Annotated in this window: 14 protein-coding genes; 9 read left to right on the forward strand and 5 right to left on the reverse strand. The window is 57.8% G+C overall.

Annotation, left to right across the window (positions count from 1 at the left end; all coding sequences use genetic code 11):
- Positions 1-116: 116 nt before the first annotated feature.
- Both J2Y56_RS07535 and J2Y56_RS07540 read left to right on the forward strand, forming a co-directional pair.
- Positions 117-749, forward strand: coding sequence for a glutathione S-transferase family protein (locus J2Y56_RS07535; RefSeq protein WP_310349560.1), 633 nt, complete (start codon positions 117-119; stop codon positions 747-749).
- On the forward strand, positions 746-1,690 hold the full coding sequence (locus tag J2Y56_RS07540) for a Nudix family hydrolase (RefSeq protein WP_150779330.1): 945 nt from the start codon (positions 746-748) through the stop codon (positions 1,688-1,690). Before J2Y56_RS07535 ends, J2Y56_RS07540 begins: the two co-directional genes overlap by 4 nt.
- 107 nt (positions 1,691-1,797) lie before the next feature.
- Here the strand turns inward: J2Y56_RS07540 and J2Y56_RS07545 are convergent, their stop codons facing one another.
- The 3 genes from J2Y56_RS07545 to J2Y56_RS07555 are packed head-to-tail and all read right to left on the reverse strand — an operon-like array spanning position 1,798 to position 5,385.
- Positions 1,798-2,382 carry a cob(I)yrinic acid a,c-diamide adenosyltransferase gene (locus J2Y56_RS07545; RefSeq protein WP_310349561.1) on the reverse strand — a complete coding sequence of 195 codons (585 nt, stop codon included), beginning with the start codon at positions 2,380-2,382 and terminating at the stop codon, positions 1,798-1,800.
- A 3-nt stretch (positions 2,383-2,385) separates the two neighbouring features.
- The gene (locus J2Y56_RS07550; RefSeq protein ID WP_007945858.1) at positions 2,386-4,422 is read right to left on the reverse strand and encodes a HAMP domain-containing sensor histidine kinase; all 2,037 of its coding nucleotides are present in this window, start codon (positions 4,420-4,422) and stop codon (positions 2,386-2,388) included.
- A gap of 45 nt (positions 4,423-4,467) precedes the next feature.
- Positions 4,468-5,385 carry a putative 2-dehydropantoate 2-reductase gene (locus J2Y56_RS07555; RefSeq protein ID WP_310349564.1) on the reverse strand — a complete coding sequence of 306 codons (918 nt, stop codon included), beginning with the start codon at positions 5,383-5,385 and terminating at the stop codon, positions 4,468-4,470.
- 140 nt (positions 5,386-5,525) lie between these two features.
- On the opposite strand from J2Y56_RS07555, the gene J2Y56_RS07560 reads away from it, so the two are divergent.
- The gene (locus J2Y56_RS07560; RefSeq protein ID WP_007906601.1) at positions 5,526-6,011 is read left to right on the forward strand and encodes a YajQ family cyclic di-GMP-binding protein; all 486 of its coding nucleotides are present in this window, start codon (positions 5,526-5,528) and stop codon (positions 6,009-6,011) included.
- Between the two features lie 140 nt (positions 6,012-6,151).
- The gene (locus J2Y56_RS07565) at positions 6,152-6,994 is read left to right on the forward strand and encodes a mechanosensitive ion channel family protein (RefSeq protein WP_007945856.1); all 843 of its coding nucleotides are present in this window, start codon (positions 6,152-6,154) and stop codon (positions 6,992-6,994) included.
- A gap of 140 nt (positions 6,995-7,134) precedes the next feature.
- Here the strand turns inward: J2Y56_RS07565 and J2Y56_RS07570 are convergent, their stop codons facing one another.
- Positions 7,135-8,463, reverse strand: a complete 1,329-nt coding sequence (locus tag J2Y56_RS07570) for an OprD family porin (protein ID WP_007945855.1) — start codon at positions 8,461-8,463, stop codon at positions 7,135-7,137.
- A gap of 874 nt (positions 8,464-9,337) precedes the next feature.
- On the opposite strand from J2Y56_RS07570, the gene J2Y56_RS07575 reads away from it, so the two are divergent.
- Both J2Y56_RS07575 and J2Y56_RS07580 read left to right on the forward strand, forming a co-directional pair.
- Positions 9,338-9,763, forward strand: a complete 426-nt coding sequence (locus J2Y56_RS07575) for an HIT domain-containing protein (RefSeq protein WP_007945852.1) — start codon at positions 9,338-9,340, stop codon at positions 9,761-9,763.
- A gap of 3 nt (positions 9,764-9,766) precedes the next feature.
- Entirely contained in the window at positions 9,767-9,973 is a 207-nt protein-coding gene (locus J2Y56_RS07580; RefSeq protein ID WP_007945850.1) for a SlyX family protein, read from the forward strand.
- Between the two features lie 73 nt (positions 9,974-10,046).
- Here J2Y56_RS07580 and J2Y56_RS07585 read toward each other — a convergent pair whose 3' ends face one another.
- A complete protein-coding gene (locus J2Y56_RS07585) occupies positions 10,047-10,649 on the reverse strand; it encodes a cold-shock protein (protein WP_310349565.1) in 603 nt (200 codons plus the stop codon).
- Positions 10,650-11,162: 513 nt separating this feature from the next.
- On the opposite strand from J2Y56_RS07585, the gene J2Y56_RS07590 reads away from it, so the two are divergent.
- The 3 genes from J2Y56_RS07590 (at position 11,163) to aspS (ending at position 13,753) form a co-directional block, all read left to right on the forward strand.
- Complete coding sequence (locus J2Y56_RS07590; RefSeq protein WP_007945848.1) at positions 11,163-11,501, forward strand: ribbon-helix-helix domain-containing protein; 339 nt, start codon at positions 11,163-11,165, stop codon at positions 11,499-11,501.
- A gap of 136 nt (positions 11,502-11,637) precedes the next feature.
- Positions 11,638-11,859, forward strand: a complete 222-nt coding sequence (locus J2Y56_RS07595; RefSeq protein WP_010457489.1) for an FmdB family zinc ribbon protein — start codon at positions 11,638-11,640, stop codon at positions 11,857-11,859.
- A 118-nt stretch (positions 11,860-11,977) separates the two neighbouring features.
- Entirely contained in the window at positions 11,978-13,753 is a 1,776-nt protein-coding gene (gene aspS / locus J2Y56_RS07600) for an aspartate--tRNA ligase (protein ID WP_007945846.1), read from the forward strand.
- Positions 13,754-13,767: the final 14 nt, after the last annotated feature.

Raw genomic sequence — 13,767 nt, forward strand, 5'->3', positions numbered from 1 at the left:
GCAAGCCCGCTCCCACAGGATCTGCGCTAACTCTGTGGGAGCGGGCTTGCCCGCGATGACGGACGACAAGACACTGAAGTTTCTGGTCCGTGCCCCTCATCAAAAAGGCCCCGAACATGAGCCTCCACCTGATCATCGGCGACAAACTGCATTCCTCCTGGTCTCTGCGCGGTGCTCTGGCACTCGACCTGACCGGTGCTGCTTACACCGAAGAACTGATCAAACTGGGTCAGCCCGACACCCGCGAACGCCTGCTCAAACATTCGCCAACTGGCAAAGTCCCGCTGCTGAAAACTGAACACGGCACCATCGCCGACTCCCTGGCGATAGCCGAGTACCTGGCCGAGCAATTTCCCGAGGCAGGTCTCTGGCCAAAAGACACTGCCGCCCGTGCACAAGCGCGTTCGGCCTGTGCCCAGATGCACGCCGGGTTCTTTGCCATGCGCGGCAACATGCCGTTCGACCTGAGTCGCGATGCACCGCTGTTGCAGATACCTGATGATGTTCAGGCCGAGATCCAGCGCATGCTGGCGTTGTGGGCAGAATGCCGCGAGGCGGCGACCGACACCGGGCCATTCCTGTTCGGTGGTGCGACCCTGGCTGATGCTTACTTCGCACCGATTGCCGTACGCCTGCGCACCTATCAGGTGAAATTGCCGGTAGCGGACGAGGCCTACGTCGAAACGATTTACCAATGGCCGGCTTTCAAAGCCTGGCAGAAAGCAGGACTGGAGGAGGTTGGGCAGTGAAACGAGTCCACGTAGCCGCCGCCGTTATCCGTGATCACAGCGGCAAGATCCTTATTGCGCGCCGTGCCGACACTCAGCACCAGGGTGGTTTGTGGGAGTTTCCCGGTGGCAAGGTCGAGGACAACGAGTCCGTCGAAACCGCACTGACCCGTGAGCTTCAGGAAGAGCTGGGTATTGTGGTCAGCGCCGCGCGACCGCTGATCAAGGTTCATCACGACTACCCGGACAAGCACGTATTGCTGGACGTCTGGGAAGTCTCGGCCTTTACCGGCGAACCCCATGGCGCCGAAGGCCAGCCGTTGGAGTGGGTGTCGCCGCGCGATCTGTTGAACTATGAGTTCCCGGCGGCCAATCAACCCATCGTCGCCGCCGCACGCTTGCCGGCCGAATACTTGATTACCCCGGAAGACCTGGAAACCCCGGCTTTGTTGCGCGGTATCCAGAAAGCCATCGCGGGCGGGATCAAACTGATCCAGCTGCGGGCGCCCAACGGCTACGATCCCAAGTATCGCGACCTGGCGGTGGACGCGGCGGGGCTATGTGCCGGCAAGGCGCAGCTGATGATCAAGGGGCCGTTCGAATGGCTCGGCGATTTTCCGTCCGCGGGTTGGCACATCACCTCGGCCCAGTTGCGCAAGTACGCGGCGGCGGGTCGACCACTGCCAGCGTCGCGCTGGTTGGCAGCCTCGTGTCATAACGCTGAAGAACTGGCGTTGGCCGAACAGATGGGCGTGGACTTTGTGACCCTGTCACCGGTGCAAAAGACCCAGACACATCCGGATGCGCAGCCGTTGGGTTGGGAGCAGGCTTCGGTGTTGATCGAAGGCTTCAGCAAGCCGGTGTTCCTGTTGGGCGGTGTTGGGCCGGCAGAGCGGCAACAAGCCTGGGAAGCCGGGGCGCAAGGTGTGGCGGGGATTCGGGCGTTCTGGCCTGAGGCCTGACCTGATCGTTCCCACGCTCCGCGTGGGAATGTATCCCTGGACGCTCTGCGTCCGCTTTTGGGACGCGGAGCGTCCCTTGCTGCATCCCACGCGGAGTGTGGGAACGATCATAAAGCCTTAGGTTTTGCGGCCGCTTGCCACAAAATTTCGGCAACCCCCTGCCGCTTGGCAATCACCCGCGCCACCACAAACAACAGATCCGACAACCGATTGATATACGCCAATCCAACCCCGGCCAGCGGCTCGATCGCATTCAACTGCTGGCACCGTCGCTCTGCGCTGCGCGCCAGGCTTCTGCACACATGGGCCTGAGCGATCAGCGCTGAACCGCCCGGCAGAATGAAATTCTCCAGGGGCCCCAACTCTTCATTCCACTGATCAATCGCCGCCTCCAGTCGTTCGATTTCCGCCGCGTCCAGCGCCTGGTACACCGGCATAGCCAGCTCGCCGCCGAGGTCGAACAACCGGTGCTGGCAGGGCGCCAAAACTTCGATCACCTCGTTCAACCCAGGATACGTGACGCTTTCTGCGGCCAAGCCAGTCAGCAGTACACCGACCTGACTGTTCAGCGAATCGACTTCGCCAATGGCCTCGATCCGCGGGTGGTCCTTGGGCACTCGGCGGCCATCTCCGAGCCCGGTTTCACCTTTGTCGCCAGTGCGGGTGTAAATCTTCGACAGGCGAAAGCCCATGGGTTACCTCGATAGCTGATTGAGTTCTTGAGCAACGACCTGCGTACCCGACAGGGGCAGACGCAAGGTGAAGCAGGTGCCTTGGCCCGGTGTCGACTGCACTTCCATCTGGCCCTTGTGATTGTTGGTGATGATGAAATAGGAGACCGACAGGCCCAAGCCAGTGCCCTGGCCGATTTCCTTGGTGGTGAAAAACGGTTCGAACGTACGTTTGCGCACGTTTTCGCTCATGCCGATGCCATTGTCTTCGACCTGGATTTCCGCCCATGGCGGATTCAGTCGGGTCCGCAAAATGATCCGCCCCGGTTCGCTGTCGTCCTCACGCTGGTGAATGGCCTGGGCCGCGTTCTTCAACAGGTTGAGCAGCACTTGTTCCAATTCGTTGGCCGTGCCAGGCACCGGACCCAGATCCGGATCGAACTGGCGATTGATCGCCTGTCCCTTGAAGTCGAAACCGATCGCGAGGTCAAAGTCGTTACCGGCGATTTCCACCGCTTGATCGATCAGTGCCGGCAGATCACAGGGGGCCATTTGCCGGGTGCTGCGGCGGCTGAAGCTGAGCATGTGCGTGACAATCTTCGCCGCGCGGGCCCCCGCCTGCTGAATGCCATCCAGCAATTTCGGGACTTCGCGCACTTGCAGGTAACGGTTGACCGTTTCCAGTTCGATACCGATCTGTTCAGCTTGCTCCATGTTCTTCGGCAGATCGGGTGACAGGCGTCGGCGAATGTTCTGCACGTTATGCAGGATCGCGCCCAACGGGTTATTGATCTCGTGGGCCATGCCGGCGGCGAGGCCACCGACCGAGAGCATTTTTTCCGACTGCACCATCATTTCTTCCAGGGACAGCCGCTGAGTGATGTCGTCGATCCGGATCACCACGCCGCGCCCGGCACCGCCCATCAGCGGGTAAAAGGTCAGGGCGTAGTGTTTGGGCTCATCATCCTTGAACCAGGTCACGCGCTCGATCTTGGCCACGGTGTGCTGCTCGACGGTTTGCTTGAGCTGTGGCAGAAACGGCTTCAGCGGTTCGAAGGCGAGGAAGATCGGCTGGTTCAGGGCCTCGTCCAGACGCGTGCCGGACAGGGCGCTGGCCTCCTGATTCCACTGGGTCACGTAGAGCTGTTCGTCGAGGGCGATCAGCGCCGACGGCATGGAGTCGATGATGCTGTTGAGGTAGTTCTGGAAACCGGTGAGTTTCTTTTCAATTTTGCTGCGCACCTGGACTTCGAGTTCCAGCTTGCGATTGGTATGGCGGGTTTCTTCGGCCAGGCCTTGAGCCTGGTCGTAAGCCGCCTGGGAGTCGTCCCGGGCACGCTTGAGTTGCTGCTCCCGGGCTTCGATTCGCGAGAGCATGGTGTTGAACGCCTCGGCGAGGCTGCCGATTTCGTCGTGGTTGCCACGGGAGGCCCGCAGCGCGTAATTCTCCTCGCGGGTCACTTGCCGGGACAGTTCTTCGAGCTCATGGATCGGGCGCGTGATCAGGCGTTTGATTTGCCGGGCGATCACCAGCCACAACAGCACGCTGAAGATCAGAATGCCCAGGCTGGCAGTCAGGGTGCCGGTGTAGAACGCCATCGGCAGCTCGCTGCTGGCCACCAGCAGTAAATGGCCGGGCTCTGTGCCGGGACGGGGCAGGGTGATCAGTTGATTGCTGCGAAACTCGGTCGCTTGCCAGGCTTCAATTTGCTGAAAGTGCCTCGGCAGGCTCAGTTTGTCGCCATGCTGCAACTGCGCCAGCCGTTCGCCCTTGCCGTCATAAAGGGCTGCCGCACGAAGGGGGGAGTAGCTGTCGAGTTCGTTGAGCAAACGTTCCGCGTTTTGTGGTGACTTTAAGGCATCGGCCACCATGCCGGGGTTGGACACCAGTCGGCCAATGGTCTGCAAGGCCTGGGGGGCCATGCTTTCCTGGGAGATGTAATACGACGCACTGATGAACGTCAGATTGGCGACCAGCAGTATGGTGATCAACAGCACCAGCAGGGCGGCCAGCAACTTTTGGCCGACGGGGAGGTTTTCGAGGCGCTGGCGCAATGGCATCAGGTTCGTCGCTGAAAAGGAACAAGTGGCCAGCGTAGCCGCTGCTCAGTCGCCGGGCAATCCAAGGCTGTGCAGATGGCCGATCAGCCGTTGCTGTAATTGATGGAGGTGGGGCAGGTTCAGTTGGTGCCGCGTAGCTACTTTGCAGACATAACCCAACAGGTAGGAGATTTCGGTGCGACGTTGATTCGCGACATCCTGGTACATCGAGGAGTAATTGGCCGCCGTGGCGTGGATCACCCTTTCGACTTCCTGTTGCAGGTTTTCTGCCGCCGCGGGCTGACCACAACGCCCCAGCAACTCGCTCAATTCATCGCAGAGGGTCGCGACTTCGCACTGGTGCTCCTGCAATCCGCCATTGCGGCAATTGTGCAGGACGGTCAATGGATTGATTGCACAGTTGAGCGCCAGCTTGCGCCACAGCCGTGTGAGGATGTCGGTGCTCCATTCATGGGGAATCCCGGCGGCGGTCAGGTCATCCAGCCAGATCGGCGCAACCGGATGGCCGGCGTCCCCCAGCCAGGTGTAACCGTGACCTGCGAACACCACACGCCAGTCGCCATCGCGAAACGCACCTTCAGTACTTGATGCACTCACACAACGTGCCTGTGGCACTTGCGCCGCGACCGCGTCCTGGCTGCCGAGGCCGTTCTGCAACAGGACCAATTCAGCGTCGGGCGTCAGGCGTGGCGCCAGTTGCGCGACGGCTTTCTCGGCGTCATAGGCCTTGCAGGCCACCAGCAGGCGACTGATCGGTTCATGGCTGTGCGGTGTCTGGCCGGGAATGTCATAAGTAGTGGCATCGCCCTGTTCCACCAGCGTAAGCCCACCCGCCGTCTGATAGGCCCGCAAGCGTTGCTCATTGCGAACGATCAGCCTGACCGGCAAACCGGCCCGCGCCAGACGCGTGGCCCACAACGTGCCGAGGCTGCCGGCACCTAGAACATGCCAAGGGGTCGACATCAGCTTTTTACTCGGTTTACGGCAGGCATGTGAGGCTCGCAGTATGGGTTGGAAAAGACCCGTTATAATGAGCCCGATTTTAACCGCAAGCCAAGCGCGCGCCATCGCTATCGAGTGCGCCTTTTTATTGGAGAGATTACATGCCGTCGTTCGACGTGGTATCCGAACTGGACAAACACGAAGTCACCAACGCGGTCGAAAACGCCGTCAAGGAACTCGATCGTCGTTATGACCTGAAGGGCAAGGGTACTTTCGAGTTCAAGGAAAAGGACCTGACCGTCAACCTGACCGCTGAAGCCGATTTCCAGCTTGAAGCGATGATCGAGATCCTCAAGCTGGCGCTGGTCAAGCGCAAAATCGACGTGCAGTGCCTTGAAGTCAAGGATGCCTACGCGTCGGGCAAGCTGATGAAGCAGGAAGCGGTCCTCAAGGAAGGCATCGACAAAGAGCTGGCGAAGAAAATCGTCGCTCACGTCAAAGACGCCAAGCTCAAGGTCCAGGCCGCCATTCAGGGCGAGCAAGTGCGCATTACCGGCAAGAAGCGTGACGATTTGCAGGAAGCCATCGCGGCCCTGCGCGCCAAGACCTTCGATATGCCGCTTCAGTTCAACAACTTCCGCGACTGACACCTGACGCGGGAACCTCTCGGCGCTTTCGGCGTCCGAGGCCCAAGCAGCGGCAGAAACGATCGGGCCGGAGACGGCTCGGTTTTTCTGTCGCTTTATTTTTTGTGTGCCGGATAACCGGAAAATCAAGGAGAACGTAGATGGACTTAAATGCTGAGGTAAACAACCTGGTCAAGATGTCCCAGGCCTGGATCCCGATGATCATGGAATATGGCAGTCGTGTACTGCTGGCCGTGATCACCCTGGCGGTCGGCTGGTGGCTGATTAACAAAGTGACGCAAAAGCTCGGTGGTCTGTTGGCGTTGCGTAACGCCGACCTTGCGCTGCAAGGGTTCATCAGCAGCCTGGCGAACATCATTCTCAAGGTTTTGCTGATCGTCAGCGTAGCGTCGATGATCGGCGTGGAAACCACGTCGTTCGTCGCGGCTATCGGTGCGGCGGGTCTGGCCATCGGTCTGGCCTTGCAGGGCAGCCTGGCAAACTTCGCCGGCGGCGTGTTGATTCTGTTGTTCCGTCCGTTTCGTATTGGTGACTGGATCGAAGCCCAAGGTGTTGCTGGCACAGTCGACAGCATTCAGATCTTCCACACGGTACTGCGCACCGGCGACAACAAAACGATCATCGTACCCAACGGCAACTTGTCGAATGGCATCATCACCAATACCAATCGTCAACCAACGCGCAAAGTAGTATTTGACGTGGGTGTGGATTACGAAGCGGACTTGCAGAAGGCCCGTGAAGTTTTGCTGGAACTGGCCAAAGATCCGCGTGTATTGGCAGATCCGGCACCTCAGGCTGTGGTTTCTACTTTGGGAGACAGTTCGATCACTCTTTCGCTTCGAGTCTGGGTAAAAACCGCCGACTATTGGGATGTGATGTTCATGTTCAACGAACAGTCCCGTGATCGTTTGAAAACTGCCGGTATTGACATCCCGTTCCCGCAGCGGGTTATTCGCGTAGTGCAGGAATCTGCGGTGCAGTGATTGTTTTTTGATCATGTCTGACTGTTAAGTCCGGCATGTTCTGAACGGATCGGATTGTTTGAGCGCAATGTTGCAGCCAACAAAAAAGGCCCATCCGAAGATGGGCCTTTCTTTGATTACCGGGTGCTGACTTTCTGCAATTACAGAATGTTGAGCGGGTAGTCGGTGATCAGGCGGAACTCATTGATATCGCCTTCGCCTTGGTCAGCATTGGCGGAGTGCCATGCTTGACGAATACGGAAGGACAGATCTTTGGCTGGGCCGTTTTGGATGACGTATTTGACTTCCAGGTTGGTTTCGTGGTGTTTGCCGTCTGCGCCGTACAGACCAGCGTAGGCGCTGCCCGCTGGAGTGTTGGTGCCGTCGATGTCCTTACCGTACACGTAACGGGTCATGAAGCTCAGACCAGGAACGCCGTACTCAGCCATTTTCAGGTCGTAACGGGCTTGTGCCGATTTCTCGCCAGGACCGTTAAAGTCGGAGTACTGAATGGAGTTGGCGAGGAAAATCGAGTCGCCACCGCGGTTGTTCTTGCCCACGCCGATGTAGTCGAACGGTTCATCACCGTTAACCTTCTGGAAGGCCAGGGTGATGGTGTGCGCATTCAGGAACGAGTAAGCAGCGGCCAGCGAGTAGGTGGTGTTGCTGATTTCGCCTGCGTTAGCGTTACCGGTGTCCTGAGTGTTGTAGATGTTACCGTCGAAGTTCAGGGACTGAGTGCCACCCAGTGCGAGGGTGTAGTTCGCGTTGGCGTAGTACTGGTTCCAGATGTTATCGAGCTGGGCGCCGTAGAGCGAAAGGCTCAGAGCATCGGTGACGCCCCATTTGCCGCCGGCGTAATCGATGGTGTTGGCTTCTACGCCAGCGTAGGTAGCCCACAGGCCGCCGTCACTAGCGTTTCTGTCCTGGCTGGACGCCGAGTAGAAGTGACCGCCTTCCAGGTCAAGGTTGTTGATTTCGCTGCTCTGCAGTTGGAAACCGGTGGCAGTTTGAGGAAGGATACGGGAACCGCCAACAGCGAACACTGGAGCAGTGCTTGGCTGCATTTCACCGAATTTCAGCTCGGTTTTGGAGACGCGGACTTTAACGGCGCCGCCGGCTTTGCCTTGGCTGTCATTGACTTCGCCATCAGCGTCGCGGCTCATGTTGCCGGTGCCGCCCTCTTCGTCGGTACCATCCAGCTTGATTGCCAGGTAACCGAATGCATCAACGCCTACGCCGATCAGGCCCTGGGTGTAACCGGAGCTGTAGTTACCCCAGATGCCCTGGGTCCAGTCTTTTTGGTCAGTAGCGCCATCTTTGCGGTCACGGTTGAAGTAGTAGTTGCGAACCAGCAAGTTCAGCGAGCTGTCTTCAACAAAACCCTTGGCTTCAGCCTGGTCACTTACGAAAGGTGCGGCCGTAGCCAACTGGGTACTGGCTGCTGCTGCAACTGCCAGTGCGATCATGCTCCACTTCATCACGCGCATCGTGATTTGCTCCTTTGGTTTTAGAAGAGTACTGCCGTCCCACCTGATTTATTATCTGGGCGGCTCTTTCTTTTTGTGTCGGCGCAAACTTATATCACGCCGACTCTATTGGCGATACTTGCGTATCTATCCTTTCGGCTTCTTTACGACCCTGTCGCAAACAAGTCGGTAGATGTCGCAAATTTACAGCATCAATGCAAGCGGGCCGGCAACTTTAGCGTTGTTTTCCAGGGCTTGAACTTCGGTAAAAAGAGTCCCTTGGTGCAACGTTTGAATCTCCATCGGGCAACCCTGCCGCTGTTTTTATTAGCCTTGAGCCTTCCACATCCCGCGGAGGTATTCAAGGCGATGTGGGTGTGAATGCAACAAACGTGCACAAATCATCACTTTGTTGCCTTTTTTTCTTCTGGCCTGCTACTCGCTGTAAAAACCTCATAAAACCGGGTGTTTCAAGCGCGTTTTATTCGGCTTGACGCAAAGGTTTGCGTCGTGTCTCAGCATGCAGGTCGACGGCGTGACCATTAAAAACGTTACCGGTTCACCCCGCAAGTGAGTAGATCGCGGATGCGGACGCGCTCAGCGTAGACGCACTGTACGGTTTTGGTGCAGAAAATTCTGATGACTGTACGAAATTCATACAGTGCTGTCTTTTGTCCGAATCGAACACCTCGTTGTTAATCAGTCATTTCGGTGTTTTTGGTCTGATGATGGGTTCTGTATTGGTGCGTATCGGCAAAAATGCTTCATGTCGGGGCGCGCGTCTGTTCGTGAAGCCAGTGCCGTTCGCAGGTATGCTGCTGTCCTGTCGCTTGGTGCGCCGTCCCTCGGAAGGGGCGCTAAGCTGAAAAATGAGAACCCGGCGGGAGTGCGCACAGTGTTCGCTTTAGATCCACGGCTTCAACAAGACACACTACCGATCGGGGATTTCCCGCTCTGTCGGTTGCTGTTGTCCAACGACTCGAATTACCCCTGGTTCATCCTGGTGCCTCGTCGCGACGATATCAGCGAGATATTTCAGTTGAGTGTCGCCGAGCAGCAACAGCTGTGGCAGGAGACAACGGCGTTGGCTGAAACGCTGAAGGATTCGTTCGATGCCGACAAGTTGAACATCGCGGCGTTGGGTAACGTTGTCAGTCAGCTCCACATGCATGTGATTGTGCGCAAGCGGGACGATGCAGCCTGGCCTGCTCCGGTCTGGGGCAAGCTGCCGGCCACGCCCTACGCAGCGGAGCAGATCGCAGCGATTCGCGAACGACTGCGTCTGGTATTAGCCGAAGACTTTACGTTTCTGGAGGGTTGAGTCATGAGCCTGGAAGATCGTGTTACCGATCTGGAGAGCCAGTTGGCGTTTCAGGATGACGCACTTCAGTCATTGAGTGATGTGCTGGCGACGCAGCAGCGTGCGGTTGAACGCCTGCAGCTGCAAATGGCTGCACTGCTCAAGCGACAAGAGGAAATGGCCGGCCAATTCGAAACCTTCGAAGAAGAAGCTCCACCGCCGCATTACTGACTTTTTATGATAAAGAAGCAGGCAATAAAAAACCGCGAACAGCCAGGCTGTTCGCGGTTTTTTTTGCCTTGAATCAGCGACGCGGCAGGGCGGCGATCACATCTTCGGCTTGCAGGCCTTTGTCACGATTCATGACGGAGAACTCCACACGCTGGCCTTCGACCAGAACGCGGTGACCTTCGCCACGAATGGCGCGGAAATGCACGAAAATATCATCGCCGGAATCGCGGGAGATAAAGCCGAAGCCTTTGGAGGTGTTGAACCACTTGACGGTGCCGGTATCGCGGTTGCTCATGTCATAGCTTGGCGAGGCGGTGGTCGGTGAAGATTTGTAGAAGCTGATGCTCAGATGCAGTAAAACGGCGAACAGGGCAGCTAGCAGGCTGAAGAGGACGGCAGGTTGACCGGCGATTTCAGGCATCGGTGCGAGCAAGGTCAGAACTTGCAGGAAGACCGCCAGAACCAGCAGCACGCTGACCAGGTTTTGCAGTTGATGGCGCGGGCCTTTGTTCCAGTAAGGGATAACCGGAGCAAGGGTGAGGTTCAGCATGCCGAAAAACGCCAGGTACAGCGCATCGGGTTGTTGCAGGTAAGGGACCGCTTCAGCTCGCAGGCTGGGGATGAAGGACAGCAGCAGGGCGGCTGCGCCCGTTAGCAGGTGGACGATTTTCAACATTTTGATTAACTCGCATTAAGACGGATCACAAGGAAGAGCTGATGGAGCACGGTTCGCTTCAGAACAATAAGAGGCGTTGGACACGTACCCGGTATCAGCCTATGCGCTGCCCCCGGAAAAATAGGCGGTAGCGACACACTGCCTATTTAACAGCAAAGCCTGCGGCTACTCAAATCAGGCAGTCCGGCGGTGCTGAGGATGAGGTTGGCGTGCCCGGCACCGACGGCAGGATCAAACAGCATCCAGGGGGAGGGCAGGAGGCGGTTAGGCCCTTGGGTGTATTTGCGTTCTGGCGTTTTACTTCATCAAGTCGCTTTTGCGTCGAGTAAAACGCACCTGCGCACGTAGGAAAATGGCCGGCCTAGGACGGTCTCCATGATCCTCCTTCAGCTGTTGGCTTATCCTACGTGGATGGTCATAAAGTCATCTGGATATACCTTTGCGCCTGCGCTTTTATAAGGCAACAGATGTAGCTCTTATAGAAGGCAAGGATGGCAAAGGAGTGTCAGCGATATGGTTTACGAAGACAGGCTGGGTGATGGGAGTCTCGTCACGACCAGGGATATAAGGGTTGATCCGTTCGTCAGCGAATTTGATATGGGGTTGGCCCGGCCTTTATCCCGCTCGGTACGCTTGAATGGTTTTGCGACCTGTTTGCGGCTTGAACAGGTCTACTGGGATATTTTGGGCGATATGGCCAAGGTCAATTGCTGTTCTGTCAGTGCGCTGCTGTCCCACGTGGACCGCGAAGTGCATTTGCGTCACGGCGGGGTCAAGAACTTTACCGGACTGGTGCGGGTTGTCTGTGTCGTGCACAGCCTTAAGGAAGGGGGCTGCATTGCAATGCCCTAGTCGCAACGGCGTATGGGATTGAGTGTCAGTCTGTGCAGTCTTACGGCTGCACAGGCTGCATTTAATGGATATAATCCCGCTCTTTGCCGCAAAAGCCAGCGAATGCGGTAGCAATCTGATCGCCGAGACAACCCCCATGCCGATGTACGACTATCAATGTGCTTCCTGTGGTCATCAGTTGGAAGCCATTCAAAAGATCAGCGCAGCACCGCTGGTCGACTGCCCTGCCTGCCAGGCGCCAGAGCTTAAAAAGATGCTGTCCATGCCAGGCTTCCGCCTTAGCGGTACTGGCTGGTACGAAACCGATTTCAAGACCGGCTCGAAGAAGAACCTGGCCGGCGGCGACAAGGCTGACTAGGGTTCAGGGCCTGAGTTGAACCACACGCGTGAGCGCTTGCATCATCGGGAACCTTTATTAAGGGCCGGGGGTGCCGGTCTCCAACCGAATTTCGATTACGAGAAGTGAAACCACTACCATGATGCGCAGCCATTATTGCGGCCAACTGAACGAAAGCCTGGAAGGCCAGGAAATTACTCTTTGCGGTTGGGTTCACCGTCGCCGTGACCACGGCGGGGTGATTTTCCTCGATATCCGTGATCGTGACGGTCTGGCCCAGGTGGTGTTCGACCCGGACCGCGCTGAATCCTTCGCCGCCGCCGATCGCGTGCGCAGCGAGTTCGTCGTGAAGATCACCGGCAAGGTGCGCCTGCGTCCGGCCGGTGCCACCAACGCCAACATGGCGTCGGGCATGATCGAAGTCCTCGGCTACGAACTGGAAGTGCTGAACGAATCGGAAACCCCGCCGTTCCCGCTGAACGAGTTCTCCGACGTCGGCGAAGAAACCCGCCTGCGCTATCGCTTCCTTGACCTGCGTCGCCCTGAAATGGCCGAGAAGCTGCGTCTGCGTTCGCGCATGACCACCAGCATCCGTCGCTACCTGGACGAAAACGGCTTCCTCGACGTCGAGACGCCGATTCTGACCCGTGCCACCCCTGAAGGTGCCCGCGACTACCTGGTGCCGAGCCGTACTCACGCCGGTTCGTTCTTCGCCTTGCCGCAATCGCCGCAGCTGTTCAAGCAACTGCTGATGGTGGCCGGCTTCGACCGTTACTACCAGATCGCCAAGTGCTTCCGCGACGAAGACCTGCGGGCCGACCGTCAGCCTGAATTCACTCAGATCGACATCGAAACCAGCTTCCTCGATGAAAAAGACATCATGGGCCTGACTGAAGGCATGATCCGCAACCTGTTCAAGGAAGTGCTGGGTCTGGAATTCGGTGAGTTCCCGCACATGACCTTCGAAGAAGCCATGCGTCGTTACGGCTCCGACAAACCGGACCTGCGTAACCCGCTGGAGCTGGTTGACGTTGCCGACCAACTGAAAGAAGTCGACTTCAAGGTATTCAGCGGCCCGGCCAACGACCCGAAATGCCGTATTGCCGCTTTGCGCGTTCCAGGCGCGGCGAGCATGCCTCGCAAGCAGATCGACGACTACACCAAGTTCGTCGGCATCTACGGTGCCAAGGGCCTGGCGTACATCAAGGTCAACGAGCGCGCCAAAGGCGTTGAAGGTCTGCAATCGCCGATCGTCAAGAACATTCCTGAAGCCAACCTCAATGTGATCCTCGATCGTGTTGGTGCGGTTGACGGCGACATCGTGTTCTTCGGTGCCGACAAAGCCAAGATCGTTAGCGAAGCCCTGGGCGCGCTGCGGATCAAGGTAGGTAACGACCTGGACTTGCTGACCTGCAAGTGGGCGCCAATGTGGGTCGTCGACTTCCCGATGTTCGAAGAGAACGACGACGGCAGCTTCAGCGCCTTGCACCACCCGTTCACCGCGCCGAAGTGCACCCCGGAAGAACTGGAAGCCAACCCGGCGACCGCTCTGTCCCGTGCCTACGACATGGTCCTGAACGGCACCGAACTGGGTGGCGGTTCGATCCGTATCCACCGCAAGGAAATGCAGCAGACCGTATTCCGCCTGCTGGGTATCAACGAAGCGGAACAGGAAGAGAAATTCGGCTTCCTGCTCGACGCCCTGAAATACGGCGCACCGCCGCACGGTGGTCTGGCCTTCGGTCTGGACCGTCTGGTGATGCTGATGACCGGCGCCCAGTCGATCCGTGAAGTGATCGCCTTCCCGAAAACCCAGAGCGCGGCAGATGTCATGACGCAGGCACCGGGTCAGGTGGACGCCAAGGCACTGCGCGAACTGCACATTCGTCTGCGCGAAACGCCAAAGGCTGAGTAAGGCTGACCGCAAAG

This window comes from Pseudomonas sp. BE134, assembly GCF_031456105.1.
Lineage (GTDB): Bacteria > Pseudomonadota > Gammaproteobacteria > Pseudomonadales > Pseudomonadaceae > Aquipseudomonas.

Excerpts from the sequence above, each read along its gene's own strand:
- J2Y56_RS07535 (WP_310349560.1), top strand. The coding sequence starts at position 117 with ATGAGCCTCCACCTGATCATCGGCGACAAACTGCATTCCTCCTGGTCT.
- aspS (WP_007945846.1), top strand. The coding sequence starts at position 11,978 with ATGATGCGCAGCCATTATTGCGGCCAACTGAACGAAAGCCTGGAAGGC.
- J2Y56_RS07545 (WP_310349561.1), bottom strand. The coding sequence starts at position 2,382 with ATGGGCTTTCGCCTGTCGAAGATTTACACCCGCACTGGCGACAAAGGT.
- J2Y56_RS07595 (WP_010457489.1), top strand. The coding sequence starts at position 11,638 with ATGCCGATGTACGACTATCAATGTGCTTCCTGTGGTCATCAGTTGGAA.
- J2Y56_RS07565 (WP_007945856.1), top strand. The coding sequence starts at position 6,152 with ATGGACTTAAATGCTGAGGTAAACAACCTGGTCAAGATGTCCCAGGCC.
- J2Y56_RS07550 (WP_007945858.1), bottom strand. The coding sequence starts at position 4,422 with ATGCCATTGCGCCAGCGCCTCGAAAACCTCCCCGTCGGCCAAAAGTTG.
- J2Y56_RS07570 (WP_007945855.1), bottom strand. The coding sequence starts at position 8,463 with ATGCGCGTGATGAAGTGGAGCATGATCGCACTGGCAGTTGCAGCAGCA.
- J2Y56_RS07585 (WP_310349565.1), bottom strand. The coding sequence starts at position 10,649 with ATGTTGAAAATCGTCCACCTGCTAACGGGCGCAGCCGCCCTGCTGCTG.
- J2Y56_RS07580 (WP_007945850.1), top strand. The coding sequence starts at position 9,767 with ATGAGCCTGGAAGATCGTGTTACCGATCTGGAGAGCCAGTTGGCGTTT.
- J2Y56_RS07590 (WP_007945848.1), top strand. The coding sequence starts at position 11,163 with ATGGTTTACGAAGACAGGCTGGGTGATGGGAGTCTCGTCACGACCAGG.
- J2Y56_RS07560 (WP_007906601.1), top strand. The coding sequence starts at position 5,526 with ATGCCGTCGTTCGACGTGGTATCCGAACTGGACAAACACGAAGTCACC.
- J2Y56_RS07555 (WP_310349564.1), bottom strand. The coding sequence starts at position 5,385 with ATGTCGACCCCTTGGCATGTTCTAGGTGCCGGCAGCCTCGGCACGTTG.